The organism is Falsiroseomonas ponticola, from assembly GCF_016805305.1.
Taxonomy (GTDB): Bacteria; Pseudomonadota; Alphaproteobacteria; order Acetobacterales; family Acetobacteraceae; genus Falsiroseomonas; species Falsiroseomonas ponticola.
Window position 1 is genome coordinate 155,381 of sequence record NZ_JAERQN010000008.1, and the last position, 18,932, is coordinate 174,312.

Here is an 18,932-nt window from a genome sequence, read left to right on the forward strand (position 1 = left end):
GCCGCGCGGTCCTGGTGTTTCCGGATCGTGAACACTGCACCATGATGCGAACATCTTCGCAAGCGGACCCCGCGATGCCACGGCGGCCTTTGCGCGGCGCCCCGGGCACGCCAAGCTGCGGCCAAGACCAACCGGGAGAGACATCCATGCGCCGTCGTTCGCTGCTGGCCGGCCTGGCCGCCACGCCCCTGCTGCCGGCCCCCGCCCGCGCCCAGGGCGCGGAATGGCCGACCCGGCCCGTGACCGTGGTCGTCCCCTTCGTGGCCGGCGGGCCTTCCGACATCGTCGCGCGATCCATCGCCAACCGCATGGCCCAGTCGCTCGGCCAGCCCGTGGTGGCGGAGAACCGGCCGGGCGCGAATGGCGAGGTCGCGGCGCGCCAGGTGGTGCGCGCGGCGCCGGACGGGCACACGCTGTTCGTGGGCTCGATCGGCGTCTTCGCCATCAACACGGCGCTGCGCCCCAACCTCGGCTACGACCCGATCCGCGAACTGGCGCCGGTGACGCTGGCCGTCACCACGCCGAACGTGCTGGTGGTGAATGCCGAGCGCGTGCCGGTGCGGACGCTGCCGGAGCTGGTGGCCTGGCTGCGCGCCAATGTGGGCCGCACCAGCTACTCCACCTCCGGCGTCGGATCGTCGGACCATCTGACGATGGAATTGTTCAAGCAGCGCACGGGCACGGATCCCGTGCACGTCCCCTACCAGGGCGGCGCCGCGGCGGCGACGGACCTGATCGCGGGCAATGTCCAGCTTTCCTTCCAGAACCTCGGCACCGTCGCCGCGCATATCCAGGGCGGGCGGCTGCGCGCGATCTGCGTGACCAGCGAGGCGCGCAACCGCATCCTGCCCGATGTGCCGACGGCGGCGGAGGCGGGGCTCGCCGACTTCGTCGTCACCTCCTGGCAGGCGGTGATGGCGCCGGCGGCCATGCCGGAGGCGCTGCTGGCGCGCGTGCATGGCGCGGTGGTGGAGGCGCTGAAGCATCCCGAGAACGTGCAGCGGCTGAACGCCATCGGCTTCGACGTGGTCGGCAACTCCCCCGCTGAATACAGGAGCTTCCAACAGGCGGAGATCGAGCGCTGGCGCCAGGTGGTGCGCACCGCGAATATCCGCGCGGAGTGAACGACACATCCGCATGATCTGAATCAAGGATGGCATGGCGTGCCGCGCCGATAACTGCCGCGGCGGCCGCGCTTGGGGCGCGCCGCGGATGATGAGGCAAGGCTATGACCATGAAGATGATCGCGGCCGCGATGGCATGCGCGATCGCCGCCGCCCCTGCCATGGCGCAGGATGTGCGCGGCAAGCAGGCGGGCGACATCGTGCTGGGCGCCGGGCTGATCGGCGTGCTGCCGAGCAATGGCGGCAGCACCTCCATCGGCGGCACCCCGCATGCGAGCGACACGGTGACGCCGCAGCTGGACCTGACCTATTTCCTGACCCCGAACTTCGCGGTGAACGTCATCGCCGCGACGTCGCGCCATGACGTCACGGTGCGCAACGTGCCGGGCGCCGGCACGATCGACCTCGGCCGCGTCTGGGCGCTGCCGCCGACCGTGACCTTCCAGTACCACCCGCTGCCGGCCAGCCGCATCAGCCCCTATCTCGGCGTCGGGCTGAACTACACGGTGTTCTATGGCGAAGGCGGCAGCCGTTCCGCCGGCATCACCCGCGTGGATGTCGAGAATGCCTGGGGCTACGCCGTCAATGCCGGCGTGGACTACGAAGTCGCGCCGAATTGGATGGCGAATATCGACGTGAAGCGCCTCTGGCTCAGCCCCGATGTGCGCGTCAATGGCGGCGCCGTGCGCGGCCAGGCGGACCTCGATCCCTGGATCGTCGGCGCCAGCGTCCGCTACCGCTTCTGAGCATCGCGTGGCGCCCGGGGCAGCGATGCCCCGGGCGCAGCCGCGTCAGCGCGCCGGCATGCTCTGCCGCGCCTGGCGCAGCGCCGAGGCCATCATCGCCGGCACCCACACCGTCTCCGCGCTCTCCCCCGTGCCGATGGTCAGCGGCACCAGGCCCGGCCGCGCCTGCTGGGAGAACAGGCCATCCAGGTGCAGCACGTCCATGTTGCCCATCGCATCGGTGCGCGTGACCATGACGCGGCCACCACCCACGACGTTGCCGGGCATCGGGCCGTAATCGACCATGAAATTCTCGCCCGCACCGGTCACGCGCGGATAGCTCTGCGCGGAAGCGGCGGAGACCGTGAGGGTCATCGCCGCGGCGGCGAGCAGGGTTGGCAGCACAGCCTTCATCGTTCTTCTCCGTTGATGGCGGCACATCCCGTTGCGACGTGCCGTCCGGTGGACTATCCGGCAGCGCCGCATCGCGCCGCCAATGCGTTGCACGGATCGATTCCATGCACCGCGCGTATCGCCGTCACGCCACCAGGTCGCTGCGGCGAAGCGCCTCCATGAAAGGGACGAGGGAAGGCGACCAGCGCCGCCCCGCGACGGTCACCAGCGCGACGTGGCGGGCGATGGGCGCATCCGCCACCGGCCGCAGCACCAGGCCGGGCTGCACCGCGCTGTATTCGGGCAGGAAGCAGACACCCATGCCGGCCGCGACCAGGCTCTGGATCCAGTCCTCCCGCTCGCTGCACGCGGCGCGCACCAGCGTGGCGCCCGCCTCCACCAGCCGCTCCGCCAGCACCTCCCGGTGCTCGCAATTGAGGCGGGAGAGATAGGCCTGGCCATCCATGTCGCGCATGCGGATCGCGTCGCGCGCCGCGAAGGGGTGGCAGGGCGCGCAGGCGACGACGTAGCGTTCGGCGTAGAGCGGCTCGATCTTCAGCCGCTCCGCATACTCCTCGGGCTGCGGCATCAGCGCGGCATCGAGGTCGCCATCCAGCAGCATCTCCGACAGGCGCTGCGGCGTGGCATCCACCAGGGAAAGGTCGATGCCGGGCCGGTCCGCGCGGAAGGATTGCAGGAATCGGCTGAAGCGCGCGGGGCCGATGGAGCACATGACGCCGAGCCGCAACTCCGCCCCCTGCAGCCGCAGATGCAGGCTGGCCTGCTTCCGCACATGCGCGCTGCGCGCGACGATATCCGCGATCCGCGGCTGGACCAGGCGGCCGAGCGAGGTCAGGTGCGTATGCCCGCGTTCGCGCGCGAAGAGCGGCGCGCCGAGTTCCGCTTCCAGCTTCTGGATGCCGCGCGTCAGCGTCGGCTGCGTCACGCCGCATTGCTCCGCCGCGCGGGTGAAGTTCAGCGTTTCGCAGACGGCGACGAAATACCGCATCTCGCGGAGGTCCATGGTCCTGCCTCGGTGGGGGGCCTGGACCACGCTTCGCCGGCCGCCGCCGGATGGTTTCGCCGCCCCCGCGATTGACCGCGGGGCGGATCGCGGCCGATCCTGACGCCCTTCGAGGTCAGGAGAGAACAATGCCCCGCCAGCTGCGCTTCACCTTCGTCGATGCCGGGATCTCCGGCCGGGTCGAGCTGCATGAGACGCTCGCCGCCCGCACCGTCGATGCCATCTGGGGCGCGCTCGCCACGCCGGTCCGGCAGCTGAGCTTCCACGCCATGTTCGCGGGGCCGGAGATCATGATCGGCCTGCCGCCGGAGAACCAGAATTTCGACCCGCGCAGCCTGCCGCCCGAGAACCAGACGGTGATCCCGACGCCGGGCGACGTGCTGTGGTTCTACCAGGCGCCGAACATGATGAAGGGCCTGGCCGACGAGTTCTGGGAGATCGGCATGTTCTACGGCGATGGCGGCCGCGTCTTCGGCCCGCTGGGCTGGACCCCGGTGACGATGTTCGGCCGCATGGTGGCGGAGGATCTTCCTCAGTTTGCCAAGGAATGCGCCGATATCCGCCTGCGCGGCGCGAAGATGCTGGAGATCAAGCGGGAGGGCTGATGCGCCCGCCGCGCTGACGCCCCTGGCGGCGGCGCGGGGGCATGGCACGCCCGGGCATGCCTCCGCGCCGCCTACCCTTCCAGCACCACATTCGCGATCCGCGCCACCTCGCGCCAGCGCAGGATCTCGGCGCGGAGGAAGGCGGCGAACTGCTCCGGCGTCTGCGGATCGGCGATCATCCCCGCCTCCTCGATGCGCCGCGTGATGGCCGGGTCGCGCAGCACGGCGACGACATCGGCGTTGATCCGCCGCAGGATCTCGGCCGGCGTGCCGGCCGGCGCGGCAAGGCCGTTCCAGCCCACCGCCTCATGCCCCGGCGCCACCGTCTCGGCGAAGGTCGGCACCTCCGGCGCCCAGGAGACGCGCTGCGCGGTGCTGACGCCGATCAGCTTCAGCCGCCCCGCGCGCACCTGCGGCAGGGCGGAGGCGAGGCTGTCCGTCATCAGCCGGACATTGCCCGCCACCAGGTCGGTCACCGCCGGGCCGCTGCCGCGGTAATGCACCATGTTGAGCCGCACGCCGAGGCGATGCGCCAGCAATTCGGCCGCCATATGCGCGCCGGAAGCCGGGCCCGCCGTCGCGACATCCAGCGGCTGCGCCGCGGCGCGCGCGGCGGCGAGGAAGGCGGCCGGGTCGCTCGCCGGGAAGGAGGGATGCGCCACGATGCAGAGCGGCACCATGGAAAGGTTGGTGACCGGCGCGAAGTCGCGTTCCGGATCATAGGGCAGGCGCGGCATCACCGCGGCGTTCACCGCCATCGGCCCGATCGAGCCCGCGACCAGCGTGGTGCCATCCGCCGCCGCGCGTGCCACGGATTCCATGCCCGGCACGCCCGCACCCCCGCCGCGATTCTCCACCACCACGCGCTGCGGCCAGCGCGCGGAAAGCGCATCGGCGACGAGGCGGGCGACGATGTCGGTGGACTGCCCCGGCGGGAAGGGCACGACGATCCGCACCGGCCGGTCCGGCCAGCCCCCCTGCGCGCGCGCCACCATGGGCAAGGCGAGCGAGGCCCCGGCGAGGGCGAGCAACCGACGACGTCCCGGCATGAAGTCCTCCCCATTTCGTATGCAACGTTACTTTTCGTTTATTCGTTGGGGATGGGCAATGCAAGCCTTGTCCGCGGCCGGGCCATCCCCGGCAGCCAGTGGCGCCGGGCGCGGATGGGGAAGGGTTGTTCCGTGGCCGGGCGGCTACAGCCGCTCCACCACCTCCACCACCTGGTCGCCGCTGTAGAGCGGCATCCAGGGGCGGCGGATGGAGCCGACCCAGGCCTGGCCGGTGGGGCAGCGGATCTCCTCCACCACCTGGCCGTAGAGGTCCACCATCCGCCCCATGACCTGGCCGGCCACCATGTCCTGGCCGGGCTCCACCAGGCAGTCCCAGTAGCCGCCCCGGGTGCATTTCACATGCACGGCGTTGCCGCCGCGGCGCACATCGGTGGCGACGGGCGGATCGCCCGGGATCATGCCCAGCGCGCGGGCGGCGCCGTTCAGCGCGGTGGAGAAATTGGCGAGGTCTTCCTCCCGCACCCGCGCGCCACCGCCGCTTTCGATGATCAGCGCGGTCTTGCCATGGGTGCGGCTGACATGGGCGAGGTAGGTGCCATCCATCCAGCCTTCCGAGGCACCCCACTGGTAGCGGCTGCCCACCTGCGCCGCGAGCGCCCTGGAGGCGCGCTGCTGCGGCCCGTCGAACTTGGCGTCGTGGATGACGTAGAAGGCGGTGATGGTCAGCTCCCCGCCGCTGTGCAGGTCGAGGATCGCATCGCCCCCCTGCTCGCCCGCGATGGCCAGCAGCCGGTCCACCAACTGCTCGCCGACGCTGCCCGTGGGGCTGCCCGGGAAGATGCGGTTGAGGTTGGTGCCGTCCTGCGGCGTCAGGCGGCTATGCGCGCGCTGGCCGAGCGGATTCGCCACCAGCAGCGCGGCGATGCTGCCCTTGAAGGTCTTGAGGTCGAGCGAGCGGATGAAGCGCGCCGCCGCGATGGGCCCGACATTCTCGCCGCCATGGATCAGGCACTGGATGAAAAGCCGCGGCCCCGGCAGCGCGCCGCGCGCCAGCATGACGGGGGAGACGAGCGGCAGGATGTTGTCGTGGCCAAGCTCGATCACGCCGGTGGCGAGTTCGCCGGGCGCGGCCTCCGCGGTGCCGAAGCGCATCAATTCTCTCCCGGGATCAGGGTCAGGTCAGGGCGGGTCCAGCGCGCGGTGGCGTGCGCGCCGGGGCGGAGATCGGCGAGCGATGCGGGGCCTTCGACCAGCAGCGCGCGGCCGCCGGGCAGGCGCAGCACGGCCTGGGCGCCGGTGCCGAGGAAACTCACCACCTCCACCGTGCCGGTCACGCTGTTGGGGCCGGTGGCGGGCGCCTGGTCCAGCGTGACCTTTTCCGGCCGCAGCAGCCAGGTGCCGGGGTTCGGCACATCCAGCGCGATCCCATCCTCGCTGTGCCGGCCATCGGCACTGACGAAAAGATTGGCGCGGCCGATGAAGCTGGCGACGAAGCGGGTGGCGGGCCGGTCATAGACCTCCCGCGGCGTGCCGAGCTGTTCGAGGCGGCCCTTGTTCATCACGGCGATGCGGTCGGAGATGGCCATCGCCTCCGCCTGGTCATGCGTGACGAACAGGGTCGTCAGGCCGAGTTCGGTCTGCAGCCGCCGCAGCTCGATTCGCGTGCCTTCCCGCAGCAGCGCGTCGAGATTGCTGAACGGTTCATCTAGCAGGACGACTGCGGGATTGATGACCAGCGCGCGGCCGACCGCGACGCGCTGCTGCTGGCCGCCGGAGAGCTGCTTCGGCAGGCGCTTCTCCAACCCCTGGAGCTGCAGCAGCGCCACCATGCGCGCCACGCGCTCCGCCGCCTCGGGCTTCGGCACGCCACGGCGCTGCAGCCCGAAGGCGATGTTCTCCGCGACCGTCAGGTGCGGGAAGAGGGCATAGGACTGGAACACCATGCCGGTGTCGCGCCTGTGCGGCGGCATCGTCGTGATGTCGCGGCCCCGCAGCAGGATGCGGCCCTCGCTGGGTTCGACGAAGCCCGCCACCATGCGCAAGGTCGTCGTCTTCCCGCAGCCGGAGGGGCCGAGCAGCGCGACCAGCTCGCCCGGCTTCACCGCCAGGTCCATGCGCGCCACGGCGGTCGTATTGCCGTAGCGGCGGGCAAGCCCCTCCAGGACCAGCTCGGGCGAGGCTGTTGTCACGCTGATGCATCCTGCGGCCGGCGTAGCCGGCCGAGGCCGCGAAGGCGGCCCGCGGCGCATGCCGCGAAGCCAAGGCCGCGGATGCGGCCGCCCGGCGTCTGAGGGGTGCCGTGCGCGAGCACGGCACTTGGCAAGACTCTCTCACTCATCGGTTTGCATAGGCCTGTTGTGCCACCATCAGGATCAGGGCGAGCAGGATCAGCATGGCGGAGACGGCGGCGACGGTCGGGTCCATCTGCATCTGCGCGGCGCCGTAGAGCACGACGGTCAGCGGCGCATCGCGGGCGGAGCCGAGGAAGAGCGCCATCTCCACCTCGTCGAAGGAGAAGATGAAGGCCAGCGCCGCGGCGGCGAACAACCCCGGCTTCAGCGCCGGCAGCGTCACCAGGAAGAAGGCGTGCAGCGGGGATGCACCGAGATTCTGCGCCGCTTCCTCCAGCGCGGGATCGACGCGCTTCAGCACCGGCAGCATGACGCGCAGCACCAGCGGCACGCCGACCAGGAGGTGGGAGATGACGAGGCGCGGCAGGCCAGGCGGCGCCACGGGATGGGCCGCGTAGAACAGCGTCAGCGCCACTGCCAGCACCAGGCCGGGCAGCACCAGGGGCGAGAGGAAGATCGCCTCCAGCAGCGCGCGGCCGGGGAAGCGGAAGCGCGTCAGCGCCACCGCCGCCGCCGTGCCGATCAGCAGCGACAGCACCGCGACGGTGCCCGCCAGGCGCAGGCTGACGAAGAAGCCGTTGAGGTAGCGAACATCGCCCAGCGCCTGCCGGTACCAGCGCAGCGACAAGCCCTGCGGCGGGAAGGCCAGGTAGCCCGTATCGCTGAAGGACGCCGCCACGATGACGAAAAGCGGCCCCAGCAGATAGATGAAGGTCAGCACCGCCATCAGGCGGAGCACCCAGCCGAAGGGGCTGCGGAGCGAGATCATCGCGCCTGCTCCTTCGCGTCACCCAGCAGCCTGCCATAGGTCAGCGCGACGCTGATGGAGATCGCCAGCAGGATGGCCGCGATGGCGGCGGCGAAGGGCCAGTCCAGCAGTTCCAGCGTCTGTTCGTAGATGGTCACCGCCATGAAATGCGCCCGCGCGCCGCCCACCAGCGACGGCGTCGCGAAGGCGCTGACGGAGAGCGAGAAGACCAGCAGCGATCCCGCCAGGATGCCGCCGCGCGCCAGCCTGATCGTCACCAGCCACAGCGCCACGATGGGCGAGGCGCCGAGGCTCATCGCCGCATGTTCCAAATCCCGGTCGATGCCGCGGATCACGGCGTAGAGCGTCACGATCATGATGGGCAGCAGCACCTGCGCCAGCGCGATGACGACGCCGGCGAAGGTGCCGATGAGCTGGAAGTTGGACTCGACCAGCCCCGTCGATTGCAGCAGCCGGCTGGCGACGCCGTTGCGGAAGAACAGCACCATCCAGGCGAAGCTGCGCACCACCGCCGAAACCCAGAGCGGAAAGCTGGTCAGCAGCAGCAGCAGCCCCGCCCAGCGCGTCTCCGCCCGCGCCAGCAGGAAGGCCAGCGGGAAGCCCAGCACCAGCGTCACCAGCGTGACGCAGAGGCCGAGCAGCAGGCTGTTGCCCAGCACGCCGAGATAGTAGCTGTCGCCGAGGAAGCGTTCGTACTGCGCCAGCGGCGCGCCCGGCGGCATGGATTGCAGGAACAGGCCGAGCTGCGGCCAGATGAAGAGCAGCGCGAAGACCAGCGCCGCCGGGGCCAGCAGCCCGGCGGCGATCAGGCCCCGCCGGGCGGAAGCGTGCATGCCTGCTACCGGCTGATCTCCCGGTTGAAGCGGTCCGTCCAGGCGGGGCGATTGGCGTTGATCACATCGCGGTCGAGATGCGCCAGCTTATCCGTCGGCGCCATGAAGGGCGCGACATCGGCCGGCAGTTGCGTCGCGGTGTTCACCGGCGCCCAGCCCACATCCTTGGCGATGGCGGCCTGCACCTCGGGTTCCAGATGCCCATTCAGGATGGCGGCGGCGATATCGGCGTTGCGGCTACGCCGCGCGACGCAGCCCACCAGCAGGACGTAGGGCGCCCCTTCCTCCGGCACCGCATAGGCGACGGGGATGCCCATGTTCGTGCTGCGCATGGCCGAGGCGCCGTCATAGGGCATGATCCAGATGTCGCCGGAGGCGAAGAGCGTCTGCACCTCCGCCGCGGAGCGGAAGATGTTGGCGCGCGGGGCGATGCGGCGCAGCGCGTCGAAGCCGGGGCCGATATTCGTCTCGCCGCCGCCATGCGCGCGGGCCAGCATCACCAGGAAATCGGTGCCGTAGCCGTTGGTGATGTGCGGGAAGGCGATGTGGCCGGCGAATTCCGGGCGGAAGAAGTCGCGGTAGCTCTTCGGCGGGTTCGGCACCTTGTCGGGGCGGTAGAGTATGCCCTCCGTCACCAGGCCCCAGGCGATCCAGTGGCCCTCGGGATCCTTCAGATTCGCCGGCACATTGGCGAAATGCGGCTGCGCCGGGATGGGCTGCGTCAGCCCATCGGCCTTGGCCTGCACATGCTGGCCGCCGCTGAACATGAAGAGGTCGATCTGAGGCGCCTGCGCCTCCGCCCGCATGCGGGCGAAGGCATTGGCGGAAAGCAGCGGCGTCTGCGTGCCGCGCGCGCCGGTCTCCCGCTGCACGCGGTCGAAGACCATGCGCTGGAGCATGTCCTGGCTCGGCCCGCCAAAGGCCGTGGCCACGACCTCCCGCCCCGCGAAACGCTGCTGGGCGGAAGCGCCGGCCAGCGGCAGCGCCGCAAGCCCAAGACCCGCACCGAGTACCGAACGTCGCCGCATGGACCGCATCCCTCGATCGTCTAGCGGGGACTATGCGGCAGTGAAACGCGGGGCGGCAATACTCGGTCCGCGGCGCAAGCGCCGACACTCGGTCCGCGGCGCAGGCGGCAACCCTCAGCCCGCGGCGCAGGCGCCGACACTCACGCGGCGGCGCGCTTGCCGACGCCCATCTCGTCGAGCACCTCCGCCACTTTCGACAGCGCAAAGCGGATATCCGATTCCGCGATCGCTCCGATGCAGCCGAAGCGCATCGTCGGCACCTTGGTCGTGTAGAAGTCGGACAGGATGACGCCCTTGTTCTTCATCGCCACGCGAAACTTCGTAAAATTCCAGTTCGGATCGACGGGCTGGAAGACGTTGACGATGATCGGCCCCTGGTGTTCGGGCGCGACATAGGGCGTGAAGCCCAGCGCCTGCAGGCCTTCGCGCATCACGTCGCGGTTGCGCATGTAGCGCGCCAGCCGCCCCGCCTGGCCGCCCTCGGCCTCGTAGATCTCCATCGCCTTGCCAAAGGCGCGCAGCGCCTGCACGGCGGGGGTGAAGCGGAAGCTGCCCCAGCCGTTGCGCAGCGCATGGTCATGCACATCGACCAGGTCCATCACCCAGGACCCGGCATTGCCGCGGCAGGCCTCCAGCTGCGCCACCGGCGCCACGGCGAAGCCGAAGCCCGGCATGCCCTCCAGGCACTTGTTGGAGGTGAAGACCACCACATCGCATTCCGGGTGGTCCGCGATGCGGAAGGGCAGAGCGCCGAAGCCGGAGACGGCATCGCAGATCATCCGCCGCCCGGCCGCCGCGATGACGGGGCCGAGCACGTTCGGATCGTTCACGATGCCCGTGCCCGTCTCGCTCACCACCAGCGCGACATGGCTGCATTCCGGATGCTCGCGCAGCGCCTCGGCCAGGCGCTCGGGCTCCATCGGGCGGTTGTCGGGGCCGGGCAGGGAGACGACGTTGCGCCCCGCCTCCTTCGCCAGCCGCGCCAGGCGGTCGGCATAGCCGCCATTCTGCACCACCAGCACCGTGCCGCCCGGCGGCACGAAGGTGCGCAGCGCGGATTCAATGATCATGTGCCCGCAGCCCGGCAGGGGCAGGGAGACATGCTCCCCCCAGTTCCCGCCCGCGACCGCCACGATGCGCGGGCGCATGGCAGCGTATTCGTCGCGGAAATCCTCGTCCCAGGGGGCGATGTCCTCCGCCATGCAGGCGCGGACCTCGGGGCGGGTCTGGACGGGGCCGGGGATGAGCAGAAGCATGGCAAAGGGTCCGTGGGGCGTTCTTCGTGCGGCTGGGCTTAGGCCCGGCTGGGGTCAGACCACAAGGCTTCCCCCGCCGAGTTCCCGTCGCAGCTTGCGCAGGATGGCATCGGCGAAGTCGATGTAGTCGGCGCATTCCATGGCGAAGGCCCCGGGGCCGCCGATGACCTCGGCCTCGTAATGGTCCAGCAGGTCCGGCTCCTCGTTCAGGATGGCCAGGCCGTTGATGGTGATGCCGGCCGCCACCGCCAGGTCCCGCACCGGCCCCGGGTCCCGCCCCTGGTTGTGGCGACCATCGCCGGAGACATCCATGACGTAGCGCGTGGCATCGGCGGGGCAGCGCGCCAGGGTGGCGAGGCCAGCCGCCATCCCCTCCCCCAGCGCCGTCGCGCCGGGGCGGGGCAGGCGGGGCGCGTTCTCGATCGCCGCCGCCAGGGCCTCCGCCCCCGCCGCATCGGCCACCCGCGTCCAGCCGATCGCCAGGTCCTGCTGCCCGGGGCCGGACCAGAGCAGCAGCGCCACCGCCGCCGCGCGCCGCGGCCCGCCGGTCGCCGCCGCCAGCACGGAGGCGTCGCGGAAGGCCGCCGCGGTGCCGCCGGCCATCAGGCCGAACTCCTCGAAGCTGACGCTGGCGGAGACGTCCATGGCCAGGCAGAGGGCGATATCCACGCTATCCATGGGTGATATTGCCCTGATCCACGACCGGATTTGCACGCCCGCGCCACCGGTGCCAGATTGCGCCCGCACCGGGAACAGGGGACAGGGCAATGATCGGCAGGCGTGGCATCCTGATGGCAACCAGCGGCCTGTTGGCCGTGCCCCTGGCCGCCCCCGCGGTGCACGCCCAGGGCGCCTGGCCCAACCGCAACATCCGCATGATCGTCCCCTACCCCCCCGGCGGCGCGACGGACGCCATGTCCCGCCTCGCCGCGCAGAAGATCGGGGAGAAGCTGGGCGTTTCCGTGGTGGTGGAGAACCGCTCCGGCGCCAATGGCCAGGTCGGCAGCCAGGCCATGCTGCAGGCCCCGGCGGATGGCTACACCATCCTGGGCTCGGCCTCGATCCACGTCATGGCGCGGCACGTCATGCGCAACGTGCCCTACGACCCCGTCGCGGATTTCGTCCCGGTGGCGCGCACCGCCCGCGGGCCGCTGGTGCTGGTCATGTCGCCCTCCCGCCCGCAGCGGACGATCCCGGAGATCGTGGAGGCCGCGAAGCGCAACCCCGCGCAATGGTCCTTCGCGACCTCCTCCCTCGGCTCCGCCGGCCATCTCGGCACCATCGAGTTCAACCGCGTGACCGGCGCCAATATCGAGATCGTGGGCTATCGCGGCACCGCGCCGGCGCTGACCGACGTGGCGGCGGGCAACGCCCACCTGATGTTCGACCCCGTGCTGGCCACCCTGCCGATGATCCGCGGCGGGCAGCTCCGCGGCCTCGGCATCGCCACCGCCGCCCGCACGCCGCTGGCGCCGGAATTGCCCACCCTGGCGGAGGCCGGGCTGCCGGGCTTCGAATTCTATTCCTGGTACGGCGTCTGGGCATCCCGCGCCGTGCCGGCGGAGCTGGTGGCGCGGATGAACGCCGCGCTGGTGGAGGGGATGCGGGAGACCGCGGTGGTGGAGCGGCTGACGGGCCTCGGCTTCGAACCGCTGGCGGAGACGGTGGCGGAGGCCGAGCGCTTCATCGTGGCCGACGTCGCCCGCAACGCGGAGCTGCTGCGGATCGCCAATTTCCAGCCTGAGTAACGTTTCCGTTGCCACCCCGACGACAAATTGTCCCTCCAGGATCATCTGACGGCGCATGATCCGCGGAGGAGGGGTGGCATGGACGACGCTCGGACGACCCTTGAACTCGCGGGGTCCCGGATCCTGGCCGACAGCGCCCAGGGGGTCGGCCGGGTGGTGTTCAACCAGCCGGAAAAGCGCAACGCCATGTCGGTGGCGATGTGGGAGGGGCTGGGCCAGGCGCTGGACCATTTCGCCGCGGACCCGGCGGTGCAGGTGGTCGTGCTGGAAGGCGCCGGCGACAAGGCCTTCGTCTCCGGCGCCGATATCAGCCAGTTCGAGGCCCAGCGCGCCGATGCGGATGCCCAGCGCGCCTACGAGAAGCTGACGGCGGCGGGGCGGGCGACCCTGGCCGCCTTCCCCAAGCCCGTCATCGCCAAGATCCGCGGCTTCTGCCTGGGCGGCGGGCTCGGCCTCGCCATGCAGGCGGACCTCCGCATCGCGGCGGAGGATGCGCAATTCGGCATCCCGGCGGCGCGGCTCGGCCTCGCCTACGGCTTCGGGACGGTGCAGCTGCTGACCAGCCTGGTCGGCCCGGCCCATGCGCGCATGCTGCTCTATACCGGGGACCGCATCGATGCGTGGGAGGCCGAGCGCATCGGCCTGGTGAATGATGTCGTGCCCGTGGAACTGCTGGACGGCACGGTGGCGAAGCTGGCCGCGACCATCGCGGCGAATGCCCCGCTGACGCTGCGCGCCGCCAAGCTGTCCATCGCCGCGGCGGCGCAGGACCCGGCGCTGCGGGACATGCAGGGCGTGCAGGCCGCCTTCGCCGCCTGCTTCGACAGCGCCGACTACCGGGAGGGCCGGCGGGCCTTCATGGAGAAGCGCAAGCCCCGCTTCACCGGCCGCTGAGGATCGTTGCCCTTTCGCGCCCGAAGGCCCGTCTTCGGTGCTGTCGGCGCCCCGCGCGGCGTGCTAATCGCCGCGCCACAGGGAAGGCCGCAAGAGCCTGAGGCCGGGTCCGGGATAGGAGTTGCCGCGTCATCGACCACCACCAGGGCATATCGCCAGCGGTTGCGCATGGCGTGCCCGTCTCCGCGCTGCTGGACTCCCTCGCCAGGGACTGGCCGACGGAGACCCTGACGCTCGGCGACCTCGCCGCGGCGCTGGGGCAGCGCGGCTTCGGCGTGCTGATCGTGATCTTCGCCCTTCCCAACCTGCTGCCCTTCTACCTGCCGGGGCTCAGCACCGTGGCGGGCCTGCCGATGATGCTGGTGGCAGCCCAGCTGGCCGCCGGGCGCCCGCGCCCCGCCCTGCCCGGCTTCGTGGCGCGGCGGCGCCTCAGCCGCGATGCGCTGCGCCAGGTCACGGCGCGCGCCATGCCCTGGATGCTGCGCGTGGAGCGCATGGTCCGCCCCCGCCCCTCCGCCCTCACCAGCCGGAACGGGGAAAGGCTGGTCGGGCTCTGGGTGCTGCTGCTGGGCCTGGTCGTCATCCTGCCCACCCCCCTCACCAACGGCCCGCCGGCACTGGCCTGCCTCATCATGGCCATGGGCGTGATGGAGAACGACACGGTCACCATCACCGCCGGCGCGGTGCTCGGCCTGCTGGCCGCGGCACTCAGCCTCACCCTCCTCGTCACGCTCGGCTGGGCCCTCCTCGCCGGCGTCAACCACCTGATCGGATCGCCATGACCCATGCCGCGACCGGCGGGCCGCCCGGTACCGCCACCCCCGCCCGCCCCCCTGCCCGGCATGCCGGCCGGGACCGTGCGCGATGACGGCGGAGGACCTGCCGCAGGCCGCCGACAGCGCGCCGATCTCCCGCATCGTCGCGGAAGTCGCGGCCGCCTTCCCGGGTGAGCGCATCAGCCTCGGCGAGATGGCGACGGCCTTCGGCGACCGTGCCTTCGGCATGCTGCTGCTGCTGCTGCTGCTGCCCGGCCTGCTGCCCGGCATGGCCAGCGTCTTCGGCACGCCGCTGCTGATCCTGGGCGTGCAGATGGGCCTCGGCCTGCGGGTGCCGAAGCTGCCGGGGATCCTGGCGCGGCAGACCATCAAGCGGTCGGACCTGCTGCGCCTCGCCTCCGCCTCCTCCAAGGGGCTCGGGCGGATCGAACGCTATGTCAGGCCGCGGCCCGGCTTCTTCACCAGCGCGATCGGCGAACGGATCATCGGCTGGCTGACCGCCTATGTCGCCATCATGCTGATCCTGCCGGGCCCGGGCACCAACGGCCCGCCGGCCTTCGGCAACATCGTCATGGCGCTCGGCCTGATCGAGCATGACAGCAAGGTCACGGGCTGGGGCGTGGCGCTGACCATCGCGGGCTGCGCCTTCGCCACCGTGGTGCTGGGCGCCATGGTCTGGTTCGCCATCAAGGCGGCCGGCTGGATCTTCTGACCGGGATCGCCCACCGGGCCCGGCGGATTGTCGCGGCGCGGCGGGGGGTGCTAGCGTCCCGTCATGCGCCGGTGGCCCGCAAGGGCTGAAACGGGAACGCGCGAAGGCCAGCCCCCGCGAAGGCGGGGCGCCGGCCCAGTCCGCGGCTGCCCCCGCAACTGTAGGCGGAGCGCCCCTGCCACATGCCATTGGGTCCACGGGGCCTGAGAAGGCGGCGGGGGCACCGGGGATGTTCTTCCCCCGGCACTCCGTGAGCCAGGAGACCGGCCGGCGCAGAGACGTCACGCGCGTGCCGGGCGGGGTGCACCGGCGCAACGGAACGACAGGCAACGGGCCCCGACCGGCCCGCGGCCGCTCGTCTCCGCCTGCGGCGACGACGCCAACCGCCCCGGCATGCCTCGCGGCGTGACGGGGCATGTCGTCCAGTCGCTCGGAGGGACCCGATGCGAAGCTATATCAACCACCTGGCCGCACCGCTGGTGCTGGGCCTGACCCTGCCCGCGCTCGCGCAGACAACGCCGCCAGCCGCCGCCCCGGCCACCGGCCCGGCCACCGTCGTGATGCCGGAGACGATCGTCACCGCGACCCGCATCCCCACCCCCGCCACCCGCGTGCCCGCCGCCATCACCGTCATCACGCGGCAGGACATCGAGGAACGCGGCTACCAGTCGCTGGCGGAAGCGCTGGCCACCGTGCCGGGGCTGCGCCTGGTGCAGACCGGCGGCATCGGCCAGCAGGCCAGCGCCTTCATCCGCGGCGGTGCCTCCCGCCACGTGCTGGTGCTGCTGGATGGCGTGCCGGTGAACGACCCGTCGGAGCCCAACGGCGCCTTCAACTTCGGCAATGAGCTGCTGGGCGACATCGAGCGGATCGAGGTCGTGCGCGGCCCCGGCTCCTCCCTCTACGGATCGGGCGCCATCAGCGGCGTCATCAACCTGATCTCCCGCCGCGCGCCGGCCAATACGCCGATCCAGGGCTTCGGCGAGATCGCGGGCGGCACGCAGGGCACGGCGCGCGGCACGCTCGGCGTCGCGGGCAGCCTGCGCGACTGGGACTACATGGTGGCGGGCCAGGGCCTGACCACGCAGGGCACCGACGCCACCGCCCGCCGCTTCACCCGCGACACGCGGGAGACGGAGGATTTCCGCGCCGCCGCCGGCACCGCCCGCTTCGGCTGGAACCCGGCCGCCGGCACGCGGGTGGAAGGCCTGCTGCGCTGGCGCGAGAACCGCACCGAACTCGACAACATCCCGAACGACGACCCGAACTACACGGGCAATGACCGGCGCTGGTACGGCCAGCTGCGGGGGGAGACGGCGCTGCTGGACGGCGCCTGGACCACCGGGCTGCGCCTGGCGCTGACCGAGGATCGCCGCCGCTACCTCAACCTGCCCGATGCCCGCAGCACCGCCAGCACGGACGACCTGTTCCGCGGCGAACGCCAGGTGCTGGACTGGGGCAACCGCATCCGCCTGGGCGATGTCGGCCCCTTCGCGCAATCGGCGCTGGCCTTCGGCGTGACGCATGAGCGGGAGGATGTGGACCAGCGTTCAGGCTCGCCGAGCTTCCGCACCACCACCAACGCTACCGCGCGCTCCACCGCGCTGCATGCGGGCATCCAGGGCCAGGTCGGCGGGCGGCTCGACCTCTCGGCCGGGCTGCGCCAGGACCTGGCGGATGACTATGACGGCTTCCTCTCCTGGCGCACCGGCGCGGTGCTGGCGGTGCCGGAGGTGAATTCGCGCCTGGTCCTGGCGGCGGGCACGGCCTTCAAGGCGCCCTCCCTCTACCAGCGCTTCGGCCGCATCGGCACGACCTTCCAGGGCAATCCGGACCTGCGGCCGGAGACCTCCTTCTCCTGGGAAGCGGGGGTGGAGACGGATCTCGGCCTGTTCGGGCGGGAGGACGGGGCGACGGTCAACGTCACCTATTTCGACACGCAGTACCGCAACCTCATCAACTTCAACGCCACCTTCACCAGCCTCGCGAATGTGGAACGCGCCATGTCGCGCGGCGTCGAAATCGGCGTGACGATGCGGCCCGCCCCCTGGATCGACGGCCGCGTGGCCTGGACGGCGACGGAGACGCGGGACGAGGTGACGGGCGCGCCGCTCGCCCGGCGCCCGAAGAACGTCGTGGCCGTCAGCGCCCGCGTCTCGCCGACCGATCGCCTGACCATCGCGCCGGAGGTGCTGTTCACCGGCCCCTCGCCGGAAACCGCGGCCTACAGCAACAGCGGCGCCTTCATCGGCGGGCTGACCTACAACAAGTCCGGCACGGTCGCGAACCTGACGGGCAGCTACCGGGTGACGGACAGCATCACCGCCTTCGCGGAGGGCCGCAACCTGACCAACAGCCGGTACGAGCCCGCCAACGGCTTCACCACCTATGGCCGCAGCCTGCTGGTGGGGACGCGCTTCACCTTCTGACGGCGCGCCGGCGGGGGGCCTTCACGCGGCCTCCCGCCACCGCGCGAAGCGGATGAAGCCGATGGCGCCGACGGCGAAGGCCACGACGCCGCAGCCCAGCACGGCGGGGCCCAGCCGGTCCCCCTGCATCAGCGACGGCATGGCGAGCATCGCCACCAGCGTGCCGCCATTGTTCGCCACCATCTGCGCGCGGGTGGCGGCGGGGATGTCGGGCGCCGGGATGCGGCTCTGCCGCAGCACCGCCACGGGGATGTCCTTCAGCGGCCCCGCCAGCCCGCTGGCGAAGGCGGCGGCCAGCCAGGCGGGCCATTGCCAGGCCGGCGGCAGCGCGCCGATGCCGGCGAAGCAGGCCATGCCCGCGCCCACCAGCATGCTGCTGGCGAACATGCGGAATTGCGGCCGCGCCGGCATGGCCAGGCTGCCGCAGACGATGTTGGATAGCAGGTTGGCCGCGCCATAGGTGGCGATCAGCACGCCATAGCTGCCGATCCCCTGCCCGTCCCGCTGCAGCAGCAGGGGCAGGCCCAGGAAGAACACCGCATACCAGGCGCCGTTCAGCGGCCCGGCGCCGGCCAGCACATAGCCGAGCAGCGGATGCCGCCGCATCGCCCGGATGCCGCGCAGGATGCCGATGCCGCGCGGCGCTTCGCGCGGCGGCACGGGGTCCGGCCGGTGGCGGCGCATGATGACCAGCAGCGCCGCCGCGGAAAGCAGGAAGCTGGCGGCATTGATGGTCAGGAAGTGGATCATCGGCAGCAGCCCGGCCAGCAGGGCCAGCAGCCCGGGCCCCACCAGCCGGGCGCTGCGTTCCGTGCCGTCGAACAGCGCATTGGCCGCCGGCAGCAGCGCCTTGTCCCGCGCCAGCCGCGGCAGCATGGCCTGCAGCGCCGGCTGGAACAGCGCCTGCCCCACCGCCAGCAGCACCACCGCCAGGCCGAGCCCGATGGCCGTCGGCGATCCCGTCGCCAGGCCGAGCGCGATGGGCACCAGCAGCGCCGCGGCGCGCAGCAGGTCCGCGCCCAGCATGCAGCGCAGCGCGTCCCACCGGTCCGCCATGCCCCCGGCCAGGATCGCCACCAGCAGCACCGTCAGCGCCTGCAGCGCGCCCAGGTAGCCGGCCGCGGGGCCGAAGACATCCGTCGCGATCCAGCTCAGCGCCACGGCATAGAGCTGGTCGCCGATGGCGGAGAGGCTCAGCCCGCCCCAGAGCAGGGCCAGCGCCGGAACGCGAAGGGGTTGCAGCAGCCGCATCGGT

General features: G+C 71.5%; 19 protein-coding genes and 1 riboswitch. Of the genes, 8 read left to right on the top strand and 11 right to left on the bottom strand.

Annotated features, from left to right (window positions below; all coding sequences use genetic code 11):
• The first annotated feature begins 146 nt into the window (after positions 1–146).
• Both JJI54_RS21735 and JJI54_RS21740 read left to right on the top strand, forming a co-directional pair.
• On the top strand, positions 147–1,124 hold the full coding sequence (locus JJI54_RS21735; RefSeq protein WP_203075161.1) for a Bug family tripartite tricarboxylate transporter substrate binding protein: 978 nt from the start codon (positions 147–149) through the stop codon (positions 1,122–1,124).
• A gap of 110 nt (positions 1,125–1,234) precedes the next feature.
• Positions 1,235–1,870 (top strand): OmpW/AlkL family protein, encoded by a 636-nt coding sequence (locus tag JJI54_RS21740; protein ID WP_226381980.1) that lies wholly within the window; start codon positions 1,235–1,237, stop codon positions 1,868–1,870.
• 45 nt (positions 1,871–1,915) lie between these two features.
• Here JJI54_RS21740 and JJI54_RS21745 read toward each other — a convergent pair whose 3' ends face one another.
• A complete protein-coding gene (locus tag JJI54_RS21745; protein WP_203075163.1) occupies positions 1,916–2,263 on the bottom strand; it encodes a hypothetical protein in 348 nt (115 codons plus the stop codon).
• 124 nt (positions 2,264–2,387) lie between these two features.
• Positions 2,388–3,266, bottom strand: coding sequence for a LysR family transcriptional regulator (locus JJI54_RS21750; RefSeq protein WP_203075164.1), 879 nt, complete (start codon positions 3,264–3,266; stop codon positions 2,388–2,390).
• A 128-nt stretch (positions 3,267–3,394) separates the two neighbouring features.
• Between JJI54_RS21750 and JJI54_RS21755 the strand changes: the two genes are divergently transcribed.
• The gene (locus tag JJI54_RS21755; protein WP_203075165.1) at positions 3,395–3,871 is read left to right on the top strand and encodes a DUF3830 family protein; all 477 of its coding nucleotides are present in this window, start codon (positions 3,395–3,397) and stop codon (positions 3,869–3,871) included.
• Between the two features lie 71 nt (positions 3,872–3,942).
• Here JJI54_RS21755 and JJI54_RS21760 read toward each other — a convergent pair whose 3' ends face one another.
• The 8 genes from JJI54_RS21760 to JJI54_RS21795 form a co-directional block, all read right to left on the bottom strand.
• Positions 3,943–4,920, bottom strand: a complete 978-nt coding sequence (locus JJI54_RS21760) for a Bug family tripartite tricarboxylate transporter substrate binding protein (protein WP_203075166.1) — start codon at positions 4,918–4,920, stop codon at positions 3,943–3,945.
• A gap of 144 nt (positions 4,921–5,064) precedes the next feature.
• A complete protein-coding gene (locus JJI54_RS21765; RefSeq protein WP_203075167.1) occupies positions 5,065–6,033 on the bottom strand; it encodes a succinylglutamate desuccinylase/aspartoacylase family protein in 969 nt (322 codons plus the stop codon).
• Positions 6,033–7,070 (bottom strand): ABC transporter ATP-binding protein, encoded by a 1,038-nt coding sequence (locus JJI54_RS21770; protein WP_318987551.1) that lies wholly within the window; start codon positions 7,068–7,070, stop codon positions 6,033–6,035. Before JJI54_RS21770 ends, JJI54_RS21765 begins: the two co-directional genes overlap by 1 nt.
• A 145-nt stretch (positions 7,071–7,215) precedes the next feature.
• A complete protein-coding gene (locus JJI54_RS21775) occupies positions 7,216–8,001 on the bottom strand; it encodes an ABC transporter permease (RefSeq protein WP_164697240.1) in 786 nt (261 codons plus the stop codon).
• Positions 7,998–8,834 (bottom strand): ABC transporter permease, encoded by an 837-nt coding sequence (locus JJI54_RS21780; protein ID WP_203075169.1) that lies wholly within the window; start codon positions 8,832–8,834, stop codon positions 7,998–8,000. The genes JJI54_RS21775 and JJI54_RS21780 overlap by 4 nt, the downstream gene beginning before the upstream one ends.
• 5 nt (positions 8,835–8,839) lie before the next feature.
• Complete coding sequence (locus JJI54_RS21785; RefSeq protein WP_203075170.1) at positions 8,840–9,862, bottom strand: extracellular solute-binding protein; 1,023 nt, start codon at positions 9,860–9,862, stop codon at positions 8,840–8,842.
• 140 nt (positions 9,863–10,002) lie between these two features.
• The gene (locus tag JJI54_RS21790) at positions 10,003–11,118 is read right to left on the bottom strand and encodes a 2-aminoethylphosphonate--pyruvate transaminase (protein ID WP_203075171.1); all 1,116 of its coding nucleotides are present in this window, start codon (positions 11,116–11,118) and stop codon (positions 10,003–10,005) included.
• A gap of 54 nt (positions 11,119–11,172) precedes the next feature.
• Positions 11,173–11,796 (bottom strand): DUF1194 domain-containing protein, encoded by a 624-nt coding sequence (locus JJI54_RS21795; protein ID WP_203075172.1) that lies wholly within the window; start codon positions 11,794–11,796, stop codon positions 11,173–11,175.
• A gap of 89 nt (positions 11,797–11,885) precedes the next feature.
• Between JJI54_RS21795 and JJI54_RS21800 the strand changes: the two genes are divergently transcribed.
• From JJI54_RS21800 to JJI54_RS21820, 5 genes are all read left to right on the top strand, one after another.
• Complete coding sequence (locus JJI54_RS21800; RefSeq protein ID WP_203075173.1) at positions 11,886–12,866, top strand: Bug family tripartite tricarboxylate transporter substrate binding protein; 981 nt, start codon at positions 11,886–11,888, stop codon at positions 12,864–12,866.
• Positions 12,867–12,944: 78 nt separating this feature from the next.
• Positions 12,945–13,760, top strand: coding sequence for an enoyl-CoA hydratase (locus JJI54_RS21805; RefSeq protein ID WP_203075174.1), 816 nt, complete (start codon positions 12,945–12,947; stop codon positions 13,758–13,760).
• 173 nt (positions 13,761–13,933) lie between these two features.
• Positions 13,934–14,542, top strand: coding sequence for an exopolysaccharide biosynthesis protein (locus tag JJI54_RS21810; RefSeq protein ID WP_203075175.1), 609 nt, complete (start codon positions 13,934–13,936; stop codon positions 14,540–14,542).
• An 82-nt stretch (positions 14,543–14,624) separates the two neighbouring features.
• A complete protein-coding gene (locus JJI54_RS21815) occupies positions 14,625–15,248 on the top strand; it encodes an exopolysaccharide biosynthesis protein (protein ID WP_203075176.1) in 624 nt (207 codons plus the stop codon).
• Between the two features lie 52 nt (positions 15,249–15,300).
• Positions 15,301–15,534, top strand: a riboswitch (cobalamin riboswitch).
• A 157-nt stretch (positions 15,535–15,691) separates the two neighbouring features.
• On the top strand, positions 15,692–17,677 hold the full coding sequence (locus tag JJI54_RS21820) for a TonB-dependent receptor plug domain-containing protein (protein ID WP_203075177.1): 1,986 nt from the start codon (positions 15,692–15,694) through the stop codon (positions 17,675–17,677).
• Positions 17,678–17,698: 21 nt separating this feature from the next.
• On the opposite strand, the gene JJI54_RS21825 is transcribed toward JJI54_RS21820, so the two are convergent.
• Positions 17,699–18,928 carry an MFS transporter gene (locus JJI54_RS21825; protein ID WP_203075178.1) on the bottom strand — a complete coding sequence of 410 codons (1,230 nt, stop codon included), beginning with the start codon at positions 18,926–18,928 and terminating at the stop codon, positions 17,699–17,701.
• Positions 18,929–18,932 lie beyond the last annotated feature (4 nt).

Coding starts and splice junctions, on each gene's coding strand:
- JJI54_RS21795 (WP_203075172.1), bottom strand. CDS start 11,796: ATGGATAGCGTGGATATCGCCCTCTGCCTGGCCATGGACGTCTCCGCC.
- JJI54_RS21820 (WP_203075177.1), top strand. CDS start 15,692: ATGCGAAGCTATATCAACCACCTGGCCGCACCGCTGGTGCTGGGCCTG.
- JJI54_RS21740 (WP_226381980.1), top strand. CDS start 1,235: ATGAAGATGATCGCGGCCGCGATGGCATGCGCGATCGCCGCCGCCCCT.
- JJI54_RS21785 (WP_203075170.1), bottom strand. CDS start 9,862: ATGCGGCGACGTTCGGTACTCGGTGCGGGTCTTGGGCTTGCGGCGCTG.
- JJI54_RS21765 (WP_203075167.1), bottom strand. CDS start 6,033: ATGCGCTTCGGCACCGCGGAGGCCGCGCCCGGCGAACTCGCCACCGGC.
- JJI54_RS21815 (WP_203075176.1), top strand. CDS start 14,625: ATGACGGCGGAGGACCTGCCGCAGGCCGCCGACAGCGCGCCGATCTCC.
- JJI54_RS21790 (WP_203075171.1), bottom strand. CDS start 11,118: ATGCTTCTGCTCATCCCCGGCCCCGTCCAGACCCGCCCCGAGGTCCGC.
- JJI54_RS21825 (WP_203075178.1), bottom strand. CDS start 18,928: ATGCGGCTGCTGCAACCCCTTCGCGTTCCGGCGCTGGCCCTGCTCTGG.
- JJI54_RS21775 (WP_164697240.1), bottom strand. CDS start 8,001: ATGATCTCGCTCCGCAGCCCCTTCGGCTGGGTGCTCCGCCTGATGGCG.
- JJI54_RS21800 (WP_203075173.1), top strand. CDS start 11,886: ATGATCGGCAGGCGTGGCATCCTGATGGCAACCAGCGGCCTGTTGGCC.
- JJI54_RS21780 (WP_203075169.1), bottom strand. CDS start 8,834: ATGCACGCTTCCGCCCGGCGGGGCCTGATCGCCGCCGGGCTGCTGGCC.
- JJI54_RS21735 (WP_203075161.1), top strand. CDS start 147: ATGCGCCGTCGTTCGCTGCTGGCCGGCCTGGCCGCCACGCCCCTGCTG.
- JJI54_RS21745 (WP_203075163.1), bottom strand. CDS start 2,263: ATGAAGGCTGTGCTGCCAACCCTGCTCGCCGCCGCGGCGATGACCCTC.
- JJI54_RS21755 (WP_203075165.1), top strand. CDS start 3,395: ATGCCCCGCCAGCTGCGCTTCACCTTCGTCGATGCCGGGATCTCCGGC.
- JJI54_RS21750 (WP_203075164.1), bottom strand. CDS start 3,266: ATGGACCTCCGCGAGATGCGGTATTTCGTCGCCGTCTGCGAAACGCTG.
- JJI54_RS21805 (WP_203075174.1), top strand. CDS start 12,945: ATGGACGACGCTCGGACGACCCTTGAACTCGCGGGGTCCCGGATCCTG.
- JJI54_RS21760 (WP_203075166.1), bottom strand. CDS start 4,920: ATGCCGGGACGTCGTCGGTTGCTCGCCCTCGCCGGGGCCTCGCTCGCC.